This is a genomic window from Litorimonas sp. RW-G-Af-16 (assembly GCF_048319245.1).
Taxonomy (GTDB): domain Bacteria; phylum Pseudomonadota; class Alphaproteobacteria; order Caulobacterales; family Maricaulaceae; genus Litorimonas.
Window position 1 is genome coordinate 1,718,463 of the sequence record NZ_CP166993.1, and the last position, 20,275, is coordinate 1,738,737.

Below are 20,275 nucleotides of genomic sequence, written 5' to 3' on the forward strand. Positions count from 1 at the left end.
GTCGCTATTCACGGATTATTCCCAATCCCCGCAGACGGCTTGCCACAGCGTTAGCAATGACAGCGCTGCCGTATCTGCTCGCAGGATACGTGGACCCAGTGAAACAGGACGCACAAAATCTTGCGATCGCAGCAAGCCGCGCTCGGCATCTGTAAAACCGCCTTCTGGCCCAACTAGAATAGCTGCGGGAAGAATAGCTGCCGCGCCGCGCAAGTTTTGCAAAACCTCCATAGCTGTTCCACAATCACCCGCTTCATCCGCAAATATAAGTGAGCAATCACTTACATTGTTTAGCCAAGCTGCGTCTAGTTTCACTGGCGGTAGTATGTCTGGCACGTCAAGGCGTTCCGTCTGCTCTGCGGCTTCGATCGCTTGCGCCTTGGCTTTGTCGAGGTTGAGCTTTGGGAATTGCGTGCGAGCTGTGATGACAGGCTGCATCTTACGCACGCCAAGCTCGGTTGCTTTTTCGATGATGAAAGCTGTGCGGTGTTTGCGGACGGGGGCAAAATAGAGGGTCACGTCAGGACTGGCTTTCGGACTGCGGAGTTGCTTGCCGATAGTCAATGTCACCGCACGTTTGGTAGCTGCAGTGATCTCCGCCTGCCATTCACCATATTCACCATTGAACACGCGCACCTGATCGCCATTAGACTTGCGAATGACCGTGACCAGATAATGCGCCTGCTCCTTCGGCAAGTCGATTTCTGCTCCCCGCGACAAAGCTTGATCCAGATAAAGCCGCGGCAATGTGTAGTTCTCTCTCATAGCGGTTGTCATAGCGAAACAAATAGCGCTAATCACGCAGAATATGACTGACCACATCAAAGACGCGTCAAAATCGCATTGGGTCTATAAAGCGCCCGCGAGTGTGCGACCTTATTTGCAGCTCTCGCGGCTGGACCGTCCCGTAGGATACTGGTTGCTAACTCTGCCAGGGTGGATCGGGCTGGCCTTTGCGAGCTTGTCTCACGGATTTGCGCAGAGCGATTTGAAATGGGCCGTGCTGATCTTGGTCGGCGCGATCGCTATGCGCGGCGCGGGTTGTACCTATAATGACATCGTCGATCAGGATTTAGACAGACAAGTCGACCGCACAGCTCTCCGCCCCTTGCCCGCTGGCACCGTCACAACGAAGCAAGCTTGGGCCTGGCTATTCGCGCAATGTTTTGTCGGGCTTATAGTCTTGCTCTGCCTGCCAAGGCTCGCGCAGATCATCAGCCTTTGCTCCATCCCGCTGGTCGCGGCCTATCCCTTTATGAAACGGATCACGTGGTTCCCGCAGGTTTGGCTCGGCATGACCTTTAACTGGACGGTGCTGGTCGCCTATGCCGCCAAGACGGGGACGGTGAGCGCCCCGCTCTTTATCCTCTATCTCGGTCTGATTTTCTGGACGGTGGGGTATGACACAATCTATGCCTGCCAAGACATTGAAGACGACGCAATGATCGGGATCAAAAGCACAGCGCGGCGGTTTGGGGCGCATGTGAAAACTGCCGTCGGCATATGTTACTTTATTCTACTCGCGCTCATATTCATTGCGACCGGCCATGAGATCATTGAAATGGCAAATTCAGGCATTGATGATTCATTTCTCGCAAGATTTTCTCGCACGCAACTCCTAACCCCGACTTGTGTAGTGTTGGCTATTTTTGCTGCAGCATTATTCAGACAGCCTTTCAGCCTGAAACATGATTATAATAACGCCTTGGCGCTCTTTAAATCTAACTTTTGGGTCGCCTTTATACTCATAAGTGGATTTTATACCCTGACGGTGTTGTGGGAACTAAATTAGGCTCACGCCCTCGTGATCGCAACTTGTTTGGCGCCTCGCGCGTAATTACCTTAGACAGGCTCGAAACGAAGGAGTTATCCATGTTTAGCAGACGAGATTTATCTTTAGGTGCAGCAGCCTTAGCCATCACGGCTTGTGCCAAGAGCAGCCCCGATGCCAATGCGAGCGAAAACAGAGCGGAGACCAAAATGAGCGATAATGAATGGGCGAATATGACGGAGTCCGAGTGGAAAGACCGCTTAACTGATATGGAGTTTTACGTGCTGCGCGAAGAAGGCACAGAGCGGGCGGGCACCTCCCCGCTCAACCAAGAGAAGCGCGACGGCACATTTGTTTGCGCAGGTTGCGCCTTGCCGTTATTTAAGTCCGAGACAAAATACGAGAGCGGCACAGGTTGGCCGAGCTTTTATGACTTCATACCCGGCTCACTCGGCACAAAGATTGACAAAAAGCTGTTTATGTCCCGGACGGAATATCACTGCTCGCGCTGCGGCGGGCATCAAGGGCATGTGTTTAAAGACGGCCCCGCACCAACTGGCCTGCGCTACTGCAATAACGGCGTCGCCTTGGACTTTATTCCCGCGTAATTTCGGAAGAACAGGATTCTGGCCTATTTATGGTTAGCAAACCCTTAACGCGGACCGTAATTTCATAAAATAAACGACTTGCCAAAACGCCGAATCGACGCCACATTTCTTATATCGAAAGCCGTCCCATAGTGGGGCCGCGTTATGAAAGGAGGTGTGATTTGTTTATCTGTTTTGAGGGGTCTGCCCGAAGCTGTTAGATCAGCCCTCCGTTCGTTGCCTGAGCGTAAAGCTCACATAAGGCAAAGACGCGAACTTGGGTAAAGACATTTCTAATCTTGAAACCAAGCATGGCGCTTGGTGAGACCCAAACTTCAAAAGAAAGCCCCTCCATACTGTGGAGGGGCTTTTTGTTTTATAATTGCGCGTCTGTGTCGCGCGGGCACCTCCATACTGTGGAGGGGCTTTTTGTTTTATGACTGCGCGTCTGTGTCGCGCGGGCACCTCCATACTGTGGAGGGGCTTTTTGTTTTATGATTGCGCGTCTGTGTCGCGCGGGCACCTCCATACTGTGGAGGGGATAACAATTTGAGAAAACTAGCGGAATGTTTGGAACCCAAGGCGGTTTCGCGAATTTTTTGAATGACTAAGTAAGTAGGACTGTACAAGCACCAATGCTAAAAGAAATTATTTATAGAGTGTCGCTGCGTCAGAATTAGACGCCGAAGATATAAATGCTATCATGGTGGCATCTCGCAAAAATAATCAACGCCGCGATATTACGGGTATTTTGCTCCATGACGGCGAGATTTTCATGCAAGTCTTAGAAGGCCCCGTTGCGGCCGTTAACGCGATTTACGAGACGATCAAAGTCGACCCAAGACACTCTGAAATCGACCTAATAGCTGATAATTCCATTTCAACACGGAGCTTTGATAACTGGTCAATGGCTTATAGATTTTCCTCTGAAAAAGACTTGGCCGTCACGGCTGATCTCATGCTCAGCCTATCATTGGTCGATCTGCTCAGCGGGTCTTACAGTTCACCGCAATCTGGCGACACAGGAATTTCTTCGACGGGCGCGAGGCTGAAACAAGTTCTTGGCGACTGGTTACAGTCCTATGATGATCGCAACGCCTAACATAATTATAGACGCGTTTTTTCAAATTTGTGTTACCTTTGGGCGAGAAGTCGCTTGAGAGGAAGTTTACATGGCCATCGCCCGTACAGTTGACCGACGCCTATTCTTCCTGCTTGACCGCTCTCACCAACAACTTGCGCAGCGCGCCGAGCATGTTCTGGCGCAAGGCTCTGGCATCAGTCGTTCACAGGCGGCTGTCCTGATTTATCTGGGCTATCACGATGGCTGCACATTGACCGAACTCGCTCTTGGAACCGGGCGAAAAAACGCTGCGATTTCTGGACTCACAGACCGCATGGTTGAGGCGGGGCTAATCTCGCGGCAAAATTCCTATGGCGATCGCCGCACACGAACCGTCAATTTGACGGAAGCAGGCTGGGCAAAACGAGAAGTTGTGATGGAAGACTTTCGCGACTTCAATACGAAATTGGTCAAAGGACTATCAGAAGCAGAGGTCAATACCGTGTTGAAATTCCTCACTTTATCCGTTGAAAACGTCTCCTAAAGTGCTTTTTCTTAGAATCTGCCAAAAATGACAAGAAAGCGTGACGCAGATCACAAGCTTTGTTCTTCATTTTATGTTAACCATAATTCACGGAACGGAGGCGCAAATGTCCGGTACAAGAATGTGGATTCTGCCAATAGCGATTATTGCATTAGGGACTAGCGGGGCAAGTCCCTTTGCGGCATCGCAAAATTTGGCTGAAGCGGCCGCGACGCAGGTGGAGGATGATCTGACACCTGCGCGCGACTTGCCGACTGCCCGCGAAGATCTGACACTCACCAATCAATGTATTGATGATGGTAAAGACAAAACGGAATGTCTGTGCGTTACGACCGTCCTGAAATACGAATTGTCTCTTCGAGAGTATCGTGTGGCGAGCCAGATATACACGGCAAAACCGAATACCAACCAAAGCGCAATCAAAATGACGCTCGCGCAGCAAGGCTACACAGACGAAGAAATATCTCGCCTAAGTCGCTTTACCTCAAACCTCACATCTGAGTCCGATTTCAGCGCGCGTTGTTCTGAAGCACAGACCTATTTCAAGGCTGAAAACCTGAAATAGATTTAGACAAGTGCTAGGCGGCGGGCTACACCGCGCCTATGGCCAAACCGTCAAAATCTTCCTCCGCTAGCGCTATCGAAGTCGATATGGTGTCGGACTTTGTCTGCCCGTGGTGCTGGCTAGGTTATCGCCAGTTCCAAGTCGCGCAAAAGCAATTCAAATCCTCTGTCAATATCGCCTTCCGCCCCTACATGCTCGACCCAACTGTGCCCGATGCGGGCGCGGACTATAAAACCTATATGAAAGCCAAATTCGGCGATGGTCCTAGCGACAAATTCAAAACAATGCGCGATCATCTGGAAACAGCTGGGCCAGATTTTGGCATCGCATTTGATTTCAATGCTATCACGCGCCGCCCGAATACATTGTCAGCACACCGTCTCATGCGCTGGGCGCAGGGGCAGGACTTGGGCGCAGCCTGCGCTGAGAACCTGTTTCGGGCTTATCTCGAAGACGGCTTAGACATTGGCGACATTGCTGTGCTATGTGCGATTGCCGAAGAGATTGGCATGGACGGTGACATCGTCGCAGATCTTCTGGCGAGCGATAATGATAAGATCGACGTGCAAAACGAGATTATGTTTTTCCGTGGTCTCGGTATCTCTGGTGTGCCCACATTTATCTATAATGGTCAATTTGCATTACAGGGTGCCCAAGACGCCCCGTCTCATCTAAAGGCAATGGCAGAGGCCAGAGCCTTACCAGCAGAAACTTAGGAAAACTTCATGACTTTATTTCAAATCGTGGCGCTATACGTGGCGCTCAACCTGATTCTGGCGATTATTCTCACGCTGCGCGTCGGTCTTGTACGGGTCAAAGGTCGCATTAGCCTTGGCGATGGCGGCGACCAGACTTTGCTGTCACGCATCAGAGCGCATGGCAATTTCACGGAAAGCGCGCCCTTGGCTTTGATCGGATTAATGGCGCTTGCTATGATGGGCGCTTCGCCGCTCCTGCTGCATATCTTCGGCGCTGGATTTCTGTTAGGACGGGTTCTGCATGCCTTGGGTATGGCGGGCAAAAACGCCGTAGGCCCAACGCGCGCGCCTGGCATGATGCTGACTTTAGCGGCCTTGCTCGGCACAGCACTCACGCTGCTCTATCTCGTTTTCACATTTGAGATTATGTAATGGCCCTGGCTGATCCGATTACCCCGCAGAGTTTAAAACCTGCCCTTGATGCTTTACTGCTCGCGGCTAAACGCGCGGGCGCGACCCAAGCTGATGCCTTGGCCAGTCACGGACGATCCTCTGCAATTACTGTGCGCGACGGAAAGCTCGAAGACATTGACAATTCCGAAGGTCGAGATATTGGCCTACGCGTCTTTGTCGGGCAACGCCAAGCTTGCGTCTCCAGCTCCGACATTTCGCCCGACTCGATCGAAGCGCTCGCGGATCGAGCTGTTGCCATGGCGAAACTCGCCCCCGAAGACCCCTATTGCGGTCTAGCGGACAAAAGCTTGTGGTCTGCTAAACGCGACGCTGAGGGGCTAGAGCTTTATGACGGCACTTACCTGTCGCCTGCCGATCTAAAAGACCGCGCCTTGCAAGTCGAGGCCGCCGCGAAATCTATCAAAGGCGTCAATCAAGCCGAAGGTGCCTCTGCCTCTGCCAGCAGTTCCGCGCGGTTTTTTATGACAAGTGACGGCTTTGCAGGCGGCTGGCAGTCGTCAAATTACGGCGTATCAGTTGCCGCCATCGCAGAGCAAAACGGCGCAATGGAGCGGGATTACGATTATGATAGTCGCCGCTGGTTATCCGATTTGCGCACCCCCGAAGATGTTGGCCGTCGCGCAGGTGAGCGCACGATTGCGCGTCTAGGCGCGAAGCAACTTCCGTCAGGCGCCATGCCGATTATCTTTGACGAGCGCGTCGCCAATTCTCTGGTCGGTGCGATGTTAGGCGCAATCAGCGGGCCGTCTATCGCGCGCGGTGTGTCTTTCCTGAAAGACAAATTGGGCGAACCAGTTTTCGCCAAGCACATTCAGATTATTGACGATCCGTCGCGTTTGCGCGGCCCAGCCTCTAAGCCCTTTGACGGTGAAGGCATGAAGGTCAGCAAAACGGCCATCATAAAGGATGGCATCTTGACAACGTGGTTGCTCAATACCTCCAGCGCGAAACAACTCGGCCTAGCGCCCACTGGCCATGGCGGACGTGGTGTCAGCGCCCCTCCTGGTGTCAGCACATCAAATACCTATCTGGCGGCCGGCACCAAAACGCAGGCAGACCTAATCGCTGAGGTCGGCAATGGCTTATTGATTTCCGAAATGTTTGGCCCGTCCTTGAACTCCAATACGGGTGATTATTCCGTCGGCGTCGCGGGCTTTCACATCGAAAATGGCGTGATGACTCATCCGGTGAGCGAGGTCACGATTGCAGGGAATTTGCTCGAAATTTATAAGACCATGGTGCCCGCGAATGACTTGATCTTTGACCGCTCGACGGTTGCACCGTCTTTGCTCTGCGAGGGGCTCACGCTTGCTGGATCTTAATCCGATATGTGTACCGCCGCGCGAAGACTTGGCGCTGCTGACCAAAGTCGTGCGAGAGGCCGGCGAGATTGCAAAGGCAGCTTATCATGCCAACGACTCCGTGGCTTGGGCCAAATCTGACAGTTCCCCCGTCACGGATGCGGACATAGCCGTCAATGATTTCTTGCTCAAAGAATTGAGGGCGGCCCGTCCTGATTATGGCTGGCTATCGGAAGAAACCAAGGATGATCATTCGCGCCACGCCTGTCCCCGCAGCTTTGTCGTTGACCCCATTGACGGCACCCGCGCTTTCATCGACCGTACTCCCAATTTTGCAGTGTCAGTTGCCGTCATCGAGAATGGACATGCTGTAGCGGGCGCAGTGTTCAATCCTCTTATGGATGAGTTTTACGCAGCGTCTCTTGGCGGCGGCGCAACGCTGAACGGCGCGCCGATATCCGTCAAAGACCGCGAGGCGGTCGACGGTATTACCATGATTGGCTACCCCCGTAAATTTCGCCGCATGGGCTTTCCTGAAATGAACTGCCGCGTTGTCAATTCTATGGCCTACCGAATGGTGTTGGTCGGCAGTGCGCAGGCCGACGCCGCCCTCGCCTTCACGCCAAAATCGGATTGGGACATCGCGGCTGCGGCCCTGATCGTAAGCGAAGCTGGCGGGGTCGTCACAGACTTACGCGGCAAGGCGCCCGTCTTTGACGGCCCAACCACATCAGGGCTAGGCGTGATTTGTGCTGGCCCGCGCCTGCACTCTTTGTTATTAGCGCGCGTAAAGCCGCTTATCGCGCAATTTGAAACCAGCACGAATAAGCGACAAGAGTTTAAACATTTGGGGACTACCATGTCAGACCGCACAGATATTCAATTACTCCACCTTGTCATTGGCGGAGAGCTTCTTGATCCGAACAAGACCACATTCGCCAATCTCAAAGAGGTCGATTTCGTGGGCGCATTTCCAAATTTTGAAGAAGCCAAAGCAGCGTGGAAATCTGCGGCACAGCGCACAGTTGATAATGCGCATATGCGGTATTTCGTGCTACACGCCCATGAATTAATTGACCCGGATAAAGACGGCATCATTGGCTAAACTGCCCCCCAATCCGATGACTGATCGCCAACGAATTTTACGTCTGTGGCGGGAGTATATCTGGCCGCAAAAGTGGCGCTTTCTGCTCGCTTTATTTTTCATGGCGATGTTTGCAGCGGCGACTGCGGCGCTCATGTATGTCTTTAAGTTGCTTGTGGATGCAACGGGACGCTTGGGCGATGTTGGCGCAGCGGAGGCGACACAAAGCTACGCCATGATTATCCTGCCCGTGCTATTGGGTGTCGCATTTTTGACGGGTATCTCTGATTTTTTCCAGCGAATACTATCAAACTCACTCGCACTTAACACAGTCGCAAAAATGCAAAAGCAAATGTTGCGCGCCACCCACCATGCAGACTTTGCGCTCTTCGCGCGGGAGCAAACAGGTAATCTGATTTCTAAATTCACCTTCGATGTGAAAGTGATTTCCGACGCACTGATCCGTGTTTTGTCGAATTTAATTAAAGACACGCTGACAGTCATTTTCACAGTTGGCAGCATGCTCTATTTCAACTGGCAGCTGACGCTAGGTATCGCAATATTCCTGCTGGCACTCTGGCCGATTGTTGAATTATCGAAGAGATTGCGCGGCAGCGCCGCAGAGGTGCAAGCCCATACAGGCAAGCTCACCTCTCACCTGAAAGAGAGCTTTTCAGGGGCGCAATTAATTAAAACCTACGGCTTGGAAGGTCACGAAGACGTGCGGATCGGGCGCGAATTTGATGAACGCATCCGCCTATTTATGAAACTTGTGACACAGCAGGCTTGGGTCGAACCCATCCTGACATTGGTCGGCGGACTAGCGATTGCTGGCATATTTATCTTTGGCTTTTGGCAGGTGAATAATGATCATGCAACGCCAGGTTCCGTAGTCGCCGTATTGACTGGCGTGTTTATCCTCTCGCCGCGCTTGCGGGCGCTCGGCACACTCAATAACGTCATACAAGAAGGCCTTGCCGCCCTCACGCGCATCTTTGATATGATCGACCAAGACGCCGCCATCACCAATGCGCCTGACGTGAAACCCGCAGGCCACCTGTCTGGTGCGGTGGAATTTAAAGACGTTAGTTTTACCTATGAAGACGGCACAACCGCTTTGGAGGTTGTCAACCTGTCCGCAGCCAAAGGCGAAACCATCGCCCTTGTCGGACCTAGCGGTGGCGGCAAGTCGACCATTATCAATCTCATTCCGCGCCTTTATGACGCCACATCTGGCAGGGTCACGATAGACGGTGAAGACATCCGCGCCTTCACGCTGGACAGTCTCCGCGCCAATATCGCGCTCGTCTCCCAAGACGTGACTTTGTTTAATGCCTCTATCGCTGACAATATCGGCCTTGGAAAATTAAACGCGACCCCCGACGAAATTAAAGCCGCAGCCAAAGCGGCGGACGCCGCTGATTTTATTTCTATGCTACCAAATGGGTATGACACTATTTTGGGCGAAGACGGGGCGGGGTTGTCTGGTGGGCAGAAGCAACGCCTTTCCATCGCCCGCGCGATCCTCCGCGATGCGCCGATCCTGCTGCTGGACGAAGCCACCTCTGCGCTGGACGCCGAGAGCGAATCTAAAGTTCAAGCTGCTCTAGACCGCCTCGCGCAAGGGCGTATAACTATCGTCGTCGCTCACCGCCTCAGCACTGTCCAAAAGGCTGATAGAATTTATGTGCTAGAAAACGGCCGCGTCGTAGAGACCGGTACGCACGCAACGCTCTCGAAAAAACGAGGTGGAATCTACAAGAAACTAAAAGAGCTACAGAGCTGACCTCTACTCTCGTCGCAGCAATTCGCTGATCGGATTGCCTGACCACTGCGCCATGAAGCGCGCTTTGACATCTGCGGGGTCGTAGACATTTTCGACCCAATCAATGAATTCAATATCATGCGTTTCCGCATATTTTAAATAATCATCGAAGAAGAAGTCGAGCATGCCTGTCTTGCCCTGCTTCACATGCAGTTTTTTAAGCGTTAATTCACTTGCCAGAGCTTCGGCGATTGTGTCGCCCATGTGGAAATGCCGATAGAGGACGGACATAAAACCCGCGCGATCCGCGCCGGATTTACAGTGCATCATCGCAGGATATTTGATCGTCTCGAAAAGCTCTTTGGCCGCGCGAATTTTCTCTGGCGTGTGAACGTCGCGCGAATAGACGCGGAAATCGACTAGCTCAATCCCGTGCTGCTCGCAGGCTTCAACTTCTAACAAATAAAACCCCTTTGGACTCTCAGCGCGCAGATTGATGATGGTCTTAATCCCCTCTCCGGCCAGCAAGGCGATCCGCTTCGGCGAGGGTTGATTTTCGCGGAACATACCACCGCCCAGATCGTGACGGTTCGGAAACCATGTGCGCAGGAAGCCGTGATCGCCCCATGTCAGGTCACGATAGGCCTGCTTTCGGTCTTTTGGGTTGTTGAGGTCGAGTGCCATATCACCTATGCCGTAGTTAAATTCACGGCGGGCTTAACAGGAGGGCAGCGCATGTTCAAACGCTTCATGCGCTCTACCGCAGTTCAAATGACGATTGGCTGGCTCGTCGCCGCCTATATGACCGTTGTCAAATATACAACACGCTGGGATATTGAACGCGCGGAACACGCACAGCCGATCATTGACGGCGGCAAAGGCTTTATCGCATTGACGTGGCATTCCCGTTTTATGATGCTGACCAGTGCGTGGAAAAAAGGTTGGCAGACACCTCATGTCCTGATCTCTCGCTCTCGTGACGGAGAAATTGTAGCGCATACCTCGCATTTCCTGGGCCTCAAAACCATTCGGGGCTCTGCGAAAAAGGCCGCAAAAGACGGCATGGCGGCCAAGGCCAAAGGCGGTAAGAAAGCGGGGCTGGATATTGTCTCTGCGATTGAGGCGGGCGGGTGTATCGTCGTGACACCAGATGGGCCACGCGGACCACGGCAAAGGCTCCCTGACGGCTCGCTTCGTTTGGCGAAGTTGACAGGGGCTCCCATCCTCCCTTGCACATTCGCGGTCAAACACCGCAAGCAATTTGATAGCTGGGATAAATTCGTCCTCCCCCTTCCTTTCGGGCGCGGGCGCATTATCTGGGGAACACCGCAATATGTGGCGGCAGACGCCACAGATGCCAGCATGGAAACCCTTCGGCAGAGCATAGAGAGCGAAATGAACCAATTTCTAGCAGATGCCGATATGGCTATGGGACATACCCCCATCGCGCCAGATTCATGAGCGAGACTGGCCTCATCCGCGCCTATACTGGCTTGACGCGTGTGCTAGCGCCTGTGCTCCCGTTCTGGCTAAAGCGCCGTGCGCTTAAGGGTAAAGAAGACCCGACGCGTCAAGGGGAGCGCTTCGGGCGAGCGTCAAAGCCCCGTCCTGCTGGACAGCTTTTCTGGATGCACGGTGCGAGTGTTGGCGAAGTCACAATGCTGCTCCCGCTGATCGAGAGAGTGCTGACGCAATATCCTGCGGCGCATGTATTGGTCACGAGCGGAACGGTCACGTCAGCAGGACTGCTTGATAACCGCCTACCCGACCGGGCCTTTCATCAATATGTTCCGCTAGACACGCCCAAAGCGGTCAAAGCTTTCCTGGATCACTGGCGGCCTGATGCTGCGATTTGGGCCGAAAGCGAAATCTGGCCAAACCTCATCCGACAGACCAAAGTCCGCGGTGTGCCAATGGCGCTCATCAATGCGCGGATGTCGGATAAATCCATACAAGGCTGGTTCAAACGCCAAGAGTCGGCCAAGGCGATCTTTGGCTGCTTCGATTTGATCCTGGCGGCCAATGAAGACACCGCCAATGGCCTAGCTTGGTTGCTCGGCAAAGCTGTGCAAAGCGGCGGGAATTTGAAAGACGCGGCGTCGGCGCTACCCGTCAATCGCGTAGAACTCGCTAAGCTACAAACACAGATCACAGACCGTCCGATTTGGTGCGCAGCCAGTACACATCGCGGCGAAGAAGCCTTGATCTTGGCCGCGCATGAAGAAGTTCGTAAAACGCATCCAAGAGCCATGCTCGTGCTGGCCCTGCGTCACCCAGAACGGCGTGACCAAGTCCTGCCAATGCTCGCGCAAACCCACACCGCGATCCGCTCTCGTGGGGATGTGCCTCGTGCGAAAACGTCCGTTTATATGTTCGATACAATCGGGGAAATGGGACTAGCTTACACGCTATCGGACATCACATTTGTATGCGGCTCACTGGTTGAGGGGCTGATGGGCCATAACCCTCTGGAGCCCGCGCAATTTTCCAACGCCGTCCTAACGGGCGCACACATCAGTAGCTTCGCAGATAGCTACCGCGAGATGATTGCCTTTGACGCCGCAGCGCGTATTCTGTCCCCGACCATGATAGGACCATCCGTGAGCGAATTATTCTCAAATCCAGAAGTGCTGGCAAATCGCCAAGCCCAAGCGCTCGCCTTCGCGCAGAGTCGGGATGCAGTACTGGATTATGTCTGGGTGCAGCTATCACCTATTTTGCCAAGGCCGCAATTATCAGAGCTTGCGCCATGAGACCGCCCGAGTTTTGGAACCATCGCCACGGGCGCGACGCCGCGCCGATGATCCGTACCCTGCTCAAGCCGCTGGGATGGATTTACGGCCTCGCCACCGCCAAACGCATCAAAGATACAGATAGCTACGATGTCGGTATCCCCGTCATCTGTGTCGGGAATGCGACGATGGGCGGGACAGGTAAAACACCCGTTGCGTCCTATTTATTGCAGAGTTTTCGGCGACTAGGGGTAGAGGTTCACGGCCTGACGCGCGGCTATGGCGGGCTGGAAAAAGGCCCCGTGCCTGTGCAGCCTGACCACACCGCCACGCAAGTCGGGGACGAGCCGCTTTTGCTCGCGCGGTATGCCCCTGTTTGGGTCGCAGCAGGGCGCGATGACGGGGCTCGCGCAGCCCGCAGCCACGGTGCAGCCGTGATTGTCATGGATGATGGTCACCAAAATCCGCAACTGCAAAAGACACTCTCTCTGCTAGTCGTTGATGCCGAAGTCGGCTTTGGCAATGGCTGTGTTTTTCCGGCAGGGCCGCTGCGCGAGAAACTCTCTGCTTCGCTTGAGCGCGCCGATGCCGTGATCCTTATGAAGCCATCACCTGAATATGAAATCGACGATCACCTGCGCGAGCAACTCAAAGGGCAAGTCGTCATTCCAGCTTACCTCGCCCCCAAAGACGCGCCGCCCAATGGCAAGCTCTATGCGTTTGCAGGTATTGGACGCCCCAACAAGTTCTTTGACAGCCTCCGTCGCCACGGTGGAAATATCGTCGAAGAAATCCCCTTTGCCGATCACTATAAATATAAGGATGAAGACATCGAAAATCTCTTCCTCCTCGCCAGCGAGTATGAGGCGACCCTGATCACAACGGAGAAAGACTACGTCCGTTTGCCAAAGGGGTATCGCAAAGGCGTGCATGTCTGGCCCGTCTCAGTCGTGTTTGAGGACGAACTCACGCTGCGTCGGCTTCTGCACCCAATCATCGCGCAGACAAAAACAAAATGAGTCTCGACAATCCGAGCTTGGGAAAGCGTTTGGGCTGGCGATTAGAAGCGCTCGCCTATGATTGCGTTACATTCATTTTGCGGCTTTTTCCGTTTGCCTGTATCTCTTGGCTCGGCGGGAAAATTGTTGGACTTATTGGCCCGATGACATCAAAGCACCGCATTGCCAAGCGAGGATTACAGATCGCTTTCCCAGATAAATCACCTGCAGAGATCAAGGCCCTCCTCAAGGCACAGTGGAATAATACTGGTCGGACGCTCGCCGAGTTTCCTATGATGCACCGCGTCAAACCCTATGAAGGCAACCGCGTGACGATTGAGGGCTTGGAGATTTTCAAAACCAACGCCCCCGCCATTATCGTGACAGGACACTTCGCAAATTGGGAAGTCATGGCAACAGTCTTGACGCAATCTGGTCTGCCTGTTCGGATCACCTATCGTAAAATCAATAACCCATACATTGATGCGCGAGTCAGGCGACAGCGCGAGGCTTATGGCACAAAATTCCTCGTGCAAAAATCAACACATAAAGGCGGTCGCGAATTGCTGGAAGCGTTGAAAAACGGAGAAAGCGTGGCACTGCTCAATGATCAGAAATTCAACACGGGACTCGCTATTCCATTTTTTGGGCAAGACGCGATGACGGCGCAAGGGGCCACGCGACTTGCCCTCAAGACAGGTCGCCCGCTTCTACCTATGGCGGTGACGCGACAGGATGCAAATTTCACTGTGAGGTTTTACGAACCGATTAATTTAATGAATTCAGGTGACCGCGATGCAGACGTTCTAAACGGTGTGAAACAAGTGACGCAATTTATAGAAAACCGAATTCAAGAGGCACCCGCCCAATGGTTTTGGGTGCATCGTCGTTGGCCAAAAAATTTATATAAATAAGTCTAAGCTGACTTCTGCCCTTTGGTCGCGTCCCATTGATCAAACTCATGCGCGATGCAGCGCTCGATCAATTTGCGCCAGACAGGCTCTGCAATATCAGGCGAGAGGCCTTGTGCTTTCGCCTCAACTAGCACTTTCGCAACTACGTCTTCGATCCGCGCAGCATCGTAGACTGCGTCCCGTGTTGTCTTGATCCGAGCTGCCGCGTGCATGTAGCCTTGGCGAGTGACGAGCAGGCGCACAAGTTCGCGGTCAATCGCATCCACGCCAGCGCGAACATCTGTCATAGTCTGACAATCTTCAGGTTTTTTCGCCATGATGCTTAGCCCTCTTGGGGCCACTCCGTCAGTAGTTCGGGATCCAGATTACGGTTGCGCCACTTCAAACGCCAGCACAAATGCGGTCCCGTCGAGCGGCCTTTTGACCCAATCGTCGCGATCTGTTCGCCTTGTTTCACGACCTGCCCTGGCTCGACCAAAATCTCGTCCGTGTGCAAATACATCGAGATCAAGCCCTGCCCGTGATCGAGCAACACCATAGCCCCTTCAAAATAAAGATCATCATCTGCGAGCGACACAATGCCGTCTGCGGGCGCGTAGATTGGCGTGCCAATCGGGGCGGCCAGATCAACGCCGTAATGCGGTTTTTTTGGCTCACCATTGAGGATTCTTTGAGCGCCAAAATTGGTCGTTTTGGTGAACTCTTTGACGGGAAGGATAAAGCCATCTTTGAAGCCCATCTCCTCGGCGCGGGAGGCAAACCCCTGCTTTTTGCGGGCAGAGGAACTGCGGATACGCTTCAGTTGCGCCTCGGTAAATGTGGAAACTTGGGAGGGCGGCAGACCATCAATTCGGGACGTGTCATAGCTGCGGGGTGTGAAATCAAAACTTACGCGCTCACCTTCAATTTCGACAAAATTAGATGTTTCATCGCGATCAAACCCAACAATTAATTGGCCAAATTCATTGGCCTTTTCGAAATAGAAATCTTTTTCGGATCGCGCAATTTTAACTTTGGCATTGGGTTCGGTTTGGCACATAACCGCCCCGCCTTGCTGCGCCACACCTGTGCAAGTTATTTTTGCGAGTTCCACATTTAATAGGTCAGACTGCAGGTCTTCAATATATTCAACATTGGCTCTTTCCTGCTCCGTCATGATTATCTGATCGGACTCAGGGGCTTCGGCGGCACACGCATTAAGCGGCCAAGCCAGCGCCAAAGATGTCAGCATGACAGCCCGCATCACGCGTTTGCTTTCTGCCACGCCGCCAGTGACGCTGCCGCATCAATATAAGCTTCCTGCCGCTCTTCATTCCAATAGCGCAAACGATCTAGCGGGATTTGTTCACCCGTCGTCGCGCAGATCACATAGCTACCCGTTTTCATGATCGTGAAGTCGGATGATCCAAAATGGATTTGTGCTTCGCCTTGGCTTTGGAAAAATGAGGTCATGGGGAGTTCCTAACGCCAATGGCGGTAAATTAGAAGAGGTTACCTTGATCGATTGCAGTCGGTTTAGGTTTTGGTTTTTTGGCGAGTTTTGGTTTAGGTTTCGAGGAGCTAGACCCGCTCGCCGCCCCGTCAATCACAGCTTTCCGAGAGCCGTCTGCAAAGGTCAACGTCACGTTGTCTCCTGCTTTAACCGCCGCTTCACTGCGCACCACATCGCCAGCGTTGTTTTGCACGAGCGCATAACCCCGCGCCAAAACCCCCTGATAACTATAGGCATCGAGCAATTTCCCAGCCCTTGCGAGGCGATCCGCACTGCGCTGTATATCGCGTTTCGCGGTCATCGCCATGGAGGCTGTCGCCCTAGCAACCCGCGCCTCTTTGCGTTCCACATCACGCTGTAGGGGTTCCGCCCGCAGACGCAGAGATGATAGCTGCGAGCGTTTGACATCGAGCAACCGATCCAAGTTCGGCAAACGATGTGCGGATAAAGCGTTGGCCGCCCGTTCCACGACACGCTGCGGGCTAGGTAAACGCTGCAAGGCCAGTTTTTGTGCCAAAGGTTCAAACAGGCGGGTCGGGGCAGGCAGACGCGCACTCGCCAGATCAAGCCTTTGCTGCACAGGCGAGAGAACGGACTGCAAACGCGGCAATCGCGCCGCGGCAAGGCCCGCTTGCTTCTCCCGCACATTGCGGCGCAGCCCACGCGTCAGGCGCAGCCCATAATCTGCAATCGTCTCCAACCAATCGTCCCGCACAGGCACAGCAACTTCGGCGGCCCCTGTCGGCGTCGGCGCGCGGTAATCCGCGACATAATCAATCAACGTCCAATCGGTTTCGTGCCCCACAGCAGAGATCAGCGGAATGTCGGAGGCTGCAGCCGCTCGCGCCACGATTTCTTCATTGAAGCACCATAAGTCTTCCATTGACCCGCCGCCTCGCGCAACGATCAAGACGTCAGGACGCGGAAACCCATCGCCGCAATTAAACCCCGTGATGGCGCTGGCAATTTGTTCTGCCGCGCGGTCGCCTTGCACAAGGACAGGCCAGACAAGGACATGGCTCGGAAAGCGGTCAGAGATACGGTGTAAAATATCGCGGATGACGGAGCCGGTGGGAGACGTTACCACGCCAATCGTTTTGGGCATAAACGGCAGATCGACCTTACGCGCCTGATCAAACAAACCCTCTGCGGCCAGCATTTTCTTGCGTTTCTCAAACAGCGCCATCAACGCGCCAGCCCCTGCCAACTCCATCTTATCAATAATTAGCTGGTAATTAGACCGGCCGGGATAGGTCGAGAGCTTCCCTTCGCAGACTACCTCCATCCCCTCTTCGGGGCGCATGGACAAACGGCTCATAACGCCCTTCCAGACGATGGAATTGATCACGGCTTTGTCGTCCTTGATGTCCAGATAACAATGGCCAGATTTGGCGACCGTCACGCGTCCTAACTCGCCGCGCACCCGCACATGACCGAAAGTTTCCTCGACCGTACGCTTAAGCGAAAACGCTAGCTCGGAGACTGTGAATTCGGGCGTATTGGATTGCGGATCATTTGGCGTTTCGGGCATAAATTCTTTTCAAGTTCAGGCATGGATTCGGAACTGCTTATAACCTAAAAGGCCCGATCAAACGCAAGGGTAGAATCAGGGTGAATGATATGAAAGTTCTTCTTATTGGCAGTGGTGGGCGCGAACATGCACTGGCATGGAAGCTAGCGCAAAGTCCGATGGTCGATGAGTTGATCTGTGCGCCAGGCAATGCAGGTATTGCCGAAGTAGCAGACATTGTTCCTATCGCAGCAGATGATATTCTCAGCCTGCTCGCCCTCGTGCAGCGTGACCAACATGATCTGGTCGTCGTTGGGCCAGAGCAGCCGCTCGCGCTCGGCTTGGTCGATATGCTCCAAGATATGGGCGTCAAAGTGTTCGGCCCGACCCAAGCGGCGGCGCAATTAGAATCCTCTAAAGCCTTCACCAAAGACCTTTGCGACCGCTATAATATTCCGACTGCCGCCTATGGCGTATTTACAGATTTGGCAGAGGCGAAAGCCTATCTCAAAACCATGACGCCGCCTTATGTTCTTAAGGCAGACGGACTCGCGGCGGGCAAAGGCGTGGTGTTGCCGGGAACGCTGAAAGAGGCGGAAGCGGAATTGGAAGAGTTCTTCTCTGGCAAATTCGGCGACGCCTCCGCCAAGGTAGTGATCGAAGAATTCATGCACGGCGAAGAGGCGAGTTTCTTCGCGATCTGCGACGGCAAAACCGCTATGCCCCTGATCGCGGCGCAGGATCACAAACGGGCTTTTGACGATGATAAAGGGCCAAATACAGGCGGCATGGGGGCCTATTCCCCTGCCCCAGTATTCGACGATAAAGCCTTGAAAACTGTGATGAAAACGATCATCCAGCCGACGTTGGACGGTATGGCGAAGGACGGTGTGCCGTTCACGGGCGTGCTATTTGCTGGCCTGATGATGACCAAAGACGGCCCGAAACTGATCGAATATAATGCGCGCTTTGGCGATCCAGAATGTCAGGTTTTGATGCGGCGGCTTCAATCTGATTTGCTGCCTATCCTGATTGCGGCAGAAGTTGGAGATTTGGAGAATTGCCCTGCGCCAAAATGGTCGAAAGACCCTGTCGTCAATGTCGTTTTGGCGGCCAAAGGCTATCCTGGAAAATACGCTAAGGGCTCGGAGATCAAAGGCATTACGGCTGCTAACGAGATGGAGGGCGTGGTCGTTTTTCACGCTGGCACAAAAGCTGACAGCGCGAAGGTCCTTGCCAATGGCGGGCGCGTCTTGAACGTCACGGCACAAGGCAAAACCGTCAAAGCTGCAGTCGATCTGGCATACCAAGCGATTGATGAGGCGATTGATTGGCCCGACGGGTTCTGCCGCCGCGATATTGCCAAATCAGCCCTCTAGCAATGTCGGAACTCTAAGAATTTTAACAATCAACTCTGAGGCGAAAGCGCTTCCCAATCGTTAAGAAAGTGTTAACAGGTCTGTATGACCTATCGCACTCTCGTAACTTCCGCCGCCGCTATCGCTTTTCTCATCGGAGGATTTGGGGTCGCCTTTGACGCCTTCGCCGATGATCACAACGACACATCTGCCTACACCCTAATCCACGCAGGAACCGTCTTGGCGGTGCCAGGCAAGCGCGCGAAAAAGAAACAGACGATCATTATCAAGGACGGCAAAATCGTCGGCGTAGAACCTGGCTATCTAGATGATGAAGACGCCAAGATTATTGACGGGCGCGAGATGTTCTTCCTCCCAGGACTGATAGACAGCCACGTCCATTTGCGCGGCGAGTGGAGTCCCTCCGTGAGGATTGATACATTTACCAAGGAACAAGGCGATGTGGCCTATGACGCAGCCGCGAACGCTCGCAAGACGCTGATGGCAGGCTTTACGGCTGTGCAAGACGTTGGTGGGCCACCTGAAATTAAGGCGTTATCGCGGGCGGTCGCGGCCAATAAAATTGTGGGGCCACATATTCGCGCGGCGGGCGGGGTTAGCGTAACGGGCGGCCACGGCGAGTTAAACGGCTACCGCGCCGATATCCTAACATTGTTTCAACAGCCAACAAATTGCGACGGGGACGATGACTGCCGCCGCGCAACACGTTTGGCGATTAAGAACGGGGCGGACCTTATCAAGATCGCCTCAACAGGCGGCGTATTATCCAACACCAATGCTGGCACGGGTCAGCAAATGTTTGACGACGAATTAGAGGCGATTGTCGAAGCCGCTACGTCAATGGGTCGCAAAGTCACCGCGCATGCGCACGGCAAAGACGGCATCGATGCCGCGCTGAAAGCTGGCGTGAAATCGATTGAACACGGCACCTATATGGACGCCGAAAGCGCCGCATTGTTCAAGAAATACGACGCTGTTTTGGTGCCAACTGTCCTGGCGGGCATGACCGTCAAAGAGTGGGATTTCCTCCCGCCCGCGAGCTATGCCAAAGCGCAAGAAGTCGGCCCAAAGATGGAAGATATGCTTCGCTTAGCCCATAAAGAAGGCGTCACCATTGCATTTGGCACCGATACGGGTGTCTCTAAACACGGCGAAAATGCCAAAGAATTTGAATATATGATCTCCGCAGGCATGAGCGAGATGGAGGCGATCACCTCTGCCACGGTTATTGCGGCCAAGCACATTGAAATGGGCGACAAAATTGGCACGCTAGAAGCGGGTAAGCACGCGGATATTATCGCGGTCGATGGCAATCCACTGGACGATATTTCAGAATTGCTCGACGTAGATTTCGTGATGAAGGGCGGCGTAGTTTATAAGACGAAGTGAGTTTCGCTG

21 protein-coding genes and 1 pseudogene are annotated in these 20,275 nt (G+C 53.5%); 16 read left to right on the top strand and 6 right to left on the bottom strand.

The genetic code is table 11. The features are described from left to right. Window positions 1–15: 15 nt before the first annotated feature. Complete coding sequence (locus AB8615_RS08500; RefSeq protein WP_418152185.1) at window positions 16–765, bottom strand: 16S rRNA (uracil(1498)-N(3))-methyltransferase; 750 nt, start codon at window positions 763–765, stop codon at window positions 16–18. Between the two features lie 43 nt (window positions 766–808). On the opposite strand from AB8615_RS08500, the gene ubiA reads away from it, so the two are divergent. From ubiA to AB8615_RS08550, 10 genes and pseudogenes are all read left to right on the top strand, one after another. Beyond that, window positions 809–1,792: a 4-hydroxybenzoate octaprenyltransferase gene (gene ubiA / locus AB8615_RS08505; protein WP_409432180.1), complete on the top strand. Its 984-nt coding sequence runs from the start codon at window positions 809–811 to the stop codon at window positions 1,790–1,792. A gap of 212 nt (window positions 1,793–2,004) precedes the next feature. Next, on the top strand, window positions 2,005–2,379 hold the full coding sequence (msrB, locus tag AB8615_RS08510; protein WP_409434089.1) for a peptide-methionine (R)-S-oxide reductase MsrB: 375 nt from the start codon (window positions 2,005–2,007) through the stop codon (window positions 2,377–2,379). Between the two features lie 649 nt (window positions 2,380–3,028). Further along, a pseudogene (locus AB8615_RS08515) lies at window positions 3,029–3,460 on the top strand (BLUF domain-containing protein); the annotation flags it as partial. A 70-nt stretch (window positions 3,461–3,530) separates the two neighbouring features. After that, window positions 3,531–3,965: a MarR family winged helix-turn-helix transcriptional regulator gene (locus tag AB8615_RS08520; RefSeq protein ID WP_409432181.1), complete on the top strand. Its 435-nt coding sequence runs from the start codon at window positions 3,531–3,533 to the stop codon at window positions 3,963–3,965. 106 nt (window positions 3,966–4,071) lie between these two features. Then, window positions 4,072–4,530 (top strand): hypothetical protein, encoded by a 459-nt coding sequence (locus AB8615_RS08525; RefSeq protein ID WP_409432182.1) that lies wholly within the window; start codon window positions 4,072–4,074, stop codon window positions 4,528–4,530. Between the two features lie 38 nt (window positions 4,531–4,568). Further along, the gene (locus AB8615_RS08530) at window positions 4,569–5,246 is read left to right on the top strand and encodes a DsbA family oxidoreductase (RefSeq protein WP_409432183.1); all 678 of its coding nucleotides are present in this window, start codon (window positions 4,569–4,571) and stop codon (window positions 5,244–5,246) included. Between the two features lie 9 nt (window positions 5,247–5,255). Continuing rightward, a complete protein-coding gene (locus AB8615_RS08535; protein ID WP_409432184.1) occupies window positions 5,256–5,660 on the top strand; it encodes an MAPEG family protein in 405 nt (134 codons plus the stop codon). Next, window positions 5,660–7,024: a TldD/PmbA family protein gene (locus AB8615_RS08540; RefSeq protein ID WP_409432185.1), complete on the top strand. Its 1,365-nt coding sequence runs from the start codon at window positions 5,660–5,662 to the stop codon at window positions 7,022–7,024. The genes AB8615_RS08535 and AB8615_RS08540 overlap by 1 nt, the downstream gene beginning before the upstream one ends. Further along, entirely contained in the window at window positions 7,011–8,108 is a 1,098-nt protein-coding gene (locus tag AB8615_RS08545; protein ID WP_409432186.1) for an inositol monophosphatase family protein, read from the top strand. The genes AB8615_RS08540 and AB8615_RS08545 overlap by 14 nt, the downstream gene beginning before the upstream one ends. After that, on the top strand, window positions 8,101–9,873 hold the full coding sequence (locus AB8615_RS08550; RefSeq protein WP_418152189.1) for an ABC transporter ATP-binding protein: 1,773 nt from the start codon (window positions 8,101–8,103) through the stop codon (window positions 9,871–9,873). Before AB8615_RS08545 ends, AB8615_RS08550 begins: the two co-directional genes overlap by 8 nt. 3 nt (window positions 9,874–9,876) lie before the next feature. Here the strand turns inward: AB8615_RS08550 and AB8615_RS08555 are convergent, their stop codons facing one another. Continuing rightward, on the bottom strand, window positions 9,877–10,536 hold the full coding sequence (locus AB8615_RS08555) for a fused DSP-PTPase phosphatase/NAD kinase-like protein (RefSeq protein ID WP_409432188.1): 660 nt from the start codon (window positions 10,534–10,536) through the stop codon (window positions 9,877–9,879). A 51-nt stretch (window positions 10,537–10,587) separates the two neighbouring features. On the opposite strand from AB8615_RS08555, the gene AB8615_RS08560 reads away from it, so the two are divergent. The 4 genes from AB8615_RS08560 to AB8615_RS08575 are packed head-to-tail and all read left to right on the top strand — an operon-like array spanning window position 10,588 to window position 14,496. After that, complete coding sequence (locus AB8615_RS08560) at window positions 10,588–11,313, top strand: lysophospholipid acyltransferase family protein (RefSeq protein WP_409432189.1); 726 nt, start codon at window positions 10,588–10,590, stop codon at window positions 11,311–11,313. Continuing rightward, complete coding sequence (locus AB8615_RS08565) at window positions 11,310–12,605, top strand: 3-deoxy-D-manno-octulosonic acid transferase (protein ID WP_409432190.1); 1,296 nt, start codon at window positions 11,310–11,312, stop codon at window positions 12,603–12,605. The genes AB8615_RS08560 and AB8615_RS08565 overlap by 4 nt, the downstream gene beginning before the upstream one ends. Further along, entirely contained in the window at window positions 12,602–13,603 is a 1,002-nt protein-coding gene (gene lpxK / locus AB8615_RS08570) for a tetraacyldisaccharide 4'-kinase (RefSeq protein ID WP_409432191.1), read from the top strand. Before AB8615_RS08565 ends, lpxK begins: the two co-directional genes overlap by 4 nt. After that, window positions 13,600–14,496: a lysophospholipid acyltransferase family protein gene (locus AB8615_RS08575; protein WP_409432192.1), complete on the top strand. Its 897-nt coding sequence runs from the start codon at window positions 13,600–13,602 to the stop codon at window positions 14,494–14,496. Before lpxK ends, AB8615_RS08575 begins: the two co-directional genes overlap by 4 nt. 2 nt (window positions 14,497–14,498) lie before the next feature. On the opposite strand, the gene AB8615_RS08580 is transcribed toward AB8615_RS08575, so the two are convergent. From AB8615_RS08580 to xseA, 4 genes are read right to left on the bottom strand one after another with little or no spacing between them, the layout of a single operon-like run. Further along, window positions 14,499–14,813, bottom strand: a complete 315-nt coding sequence (locus AB8615_RS08580) for a chorismate mutase (protein WP_409432193.1) — start codon at window positions 14,811–14,813, stop codon at window positions 14,499–14,501. 5 nt (window positions 14,814–14,818) lie between these two features. Next, entirely contained in the window at window positions 14,819–15,760 is a 942-nt protein-coding gene (locus AB8615_RS08585; protein WP_409432194.1) for a M23 family metallopeptidase, read from the bottom strand. Continuing rightward, window positions 15,739–15,948 (bottom strand): DUF2093 domain-containing protein, encoded by a 210-nt coding sequence (locus AB8615_RS08590; RefSeq protein ID WP_409432195.1) that lies wholly within the window; start codon window positions 15,946–15,948, stop codon window positions 15,739–15,741. The genes AB8615_RS08585 and AB8615_RS08590 overlap by 22 nt, the downstream gene beginning before the upstream one ends. A 29-nt stretch (window positions 15,949–15,977) precedes the next feature. Beyond that, window positions 15,978–17,519 carry an exodeoxyribonuclease VII large subunit gene (xseA, locus tag AB8615_RS08595; protein ID WP_409432196.1) on the bottom strand — a complete coding sequence of 514 codons (1,542 nt, stop codon included), beginning with the start codon at window positions 17,517–17,519 and terminating at the stop codon, window positions 15,978–15,980. A gap of 89 nt (window positions 17,520–17,608) precedes the next feature. Between xseA and purD the strand changes: the two genes are divergently transcribed. Together purD and AB8615_RS08605 are read left to right on the top strand one after the other, a co-directional pair. Next, window positions 17,609–18,877 (top strand): phosphoribosylamine--glycine ligase, encoded by a 1,269-nt coding sequence (gene purD / locus AB8615_RS08600; RefSeq protein WP_409432197.1) that lies wholly within the window; start codon window positions 17,609–17,611, stop codon window positions 18,875–18,877. Window positions 18,878–18,961: 84 nt separating this feature from the next. Continuing rightward, window positions 18,962–20,266: an amidohydrolase family protein gene (locus AB8615_RS08605; RefSeq protein WP_418152194.1), complete on the top strand. Its 1,305-nt coding sequence runs from the start codon at window positions 18,962–18,964 to the stop codon at window positions 20,264–20,266. The last annotated feature ends 9 nt before the right edge of the window (window positions 20,267–20,275 follow it).

What these genes read in the sequence shown, in the direction of transcription:
- AB8615_RS08565 (WP_409432190.1), top strand. Translation starts at nt 11,310, where the DNA reads ATGAGCGAGACTGGCCTCATCCGCGCCTATACTGGCTTGACGCGTGTG.
- AB8615_RS08575 (WP_409432192.1), top strand. Translation starts at nt 13,600, where the DNA reads ATGAGTCTCGACAATCCGAGCTTGGGAAAGCGTTTGGGCTGGCGATTA.
- AB8615_RS08560 (WP_409432189.1), top strand. Translation starts at nt 10,588, where the DNA reads ATGTTCAAACGCTTCATGCGCTCTACCGCAGTTCAAATGACGATTGGC.
- AB8615_RS08540 (WP_409432185.1), top strand. Translation starts at nt 5,660, where the DNA reads ATGGCCCTGGCTGATCCGATTACCCCGCAGAGTTTAAAACCTGCCCTT.
- AB8615_RS08535 (WP_409432184.1), top strand. Translation starts at nt 5,256, where the DNA reads ATGACTTTATTTCAAATCGTGGCGCTATACGTGGCGCTCAACCTGATT.
- AB8615_RS08555 (WP_409432188.1), bottom strand. Translation starts at nt 10,536, where the DNA reads ATGGCACTCGACCTCAACAACCCAAAAGACCGAAAGCAGGCCTATCGT.
- AB8615_RS08525 (WP_409432182.1), top strand. Translation starts at nt 4,072, where the DNA reads ATGTCCGGTACAAGAATGTGGATTCTGCCAATAGCGATTATTGCATTA.
- AB8615_RS08500 (WP_418152185.1), bottom strand. Translation starts at nt 765, where the DNA reads ATGAGAGAGAACTACACATTGCCGCGGCTTTATCTGGATCAAGCTTTG.
- AB8615_RS08580 (WP_409432193.1), bottom strand. Translation starts at nt 14,813, where the DNA reads ATGGCGAAAAAACCTGAAGATTGTCAGACTATGACAGATGTTCGCGCT.
- AB8615_RS08530 (WP_409432183.1), top strand. Translation starts at nt 4,569, where the DNA reads ATGGCCAAACCGTCAAAATCTTCCTCCGCTAGCGCTATCGAAGTCGAT.
- AB8615_RS08590 (WP_409432195.1), bottom strand. Translation starts at nt 15,948, where the DNA reads ATGACCTCATTTTTCCAAAGCCAAGGCGAAGCACAAATCCATTTTGGA.
- xseA (WP_409432196.1), bottom strand. Translation starts at nt 17,519, where the DNA reads ATGCCCGAAACGCCAAATGATCCGCAATCCAATACGCCCGAATTCACA.
- AB8615_RS08520 (WP_409432181.1), top strand. Translation starts at nt 3,531, where the DNA reads ATGGCCATCGCCCGTACAGTTGACCGACGCCTATTCTTCCTGCTTGAC.
- AB8615_RS08605 (WP_418152194.1), top strand. Translation starts at nt 18,962, where the DNA reads ATGACCTATCGCACTCTCGTAACTTCCGCCGCCGCTATCGCTTTTCTC.
- lpxK (WP_409432191.1), top strand. Translation starts at nt 12,602, where the DNA reads ATGAGACCGCCCGAGTTTTGGAACCATCGCCACGGGCGCGACGCCGCG.
- ubiA (WP_409432180.1), top strand. Translation starts at nt 809, where the DNA reads ATGACTGACCACATCAAAGACGCGTCAAAATCGCATTGGGTCTATAAA.
- purD (WP_409432197.1), top strand. Translation starts at nt 17,609, where the DNA reads ATGAAAGTTCTTCTTATTGGCAGTGGTGGGCGCGAACATGCACTGGCA.
- msrB (WP_409434089.1), top strand. Translation starts at nt 2,005, where the DNA reads ATGACGGAGTCCGAGTGGAAAGACCGCTTAACTGATATGGAGTTTTAC.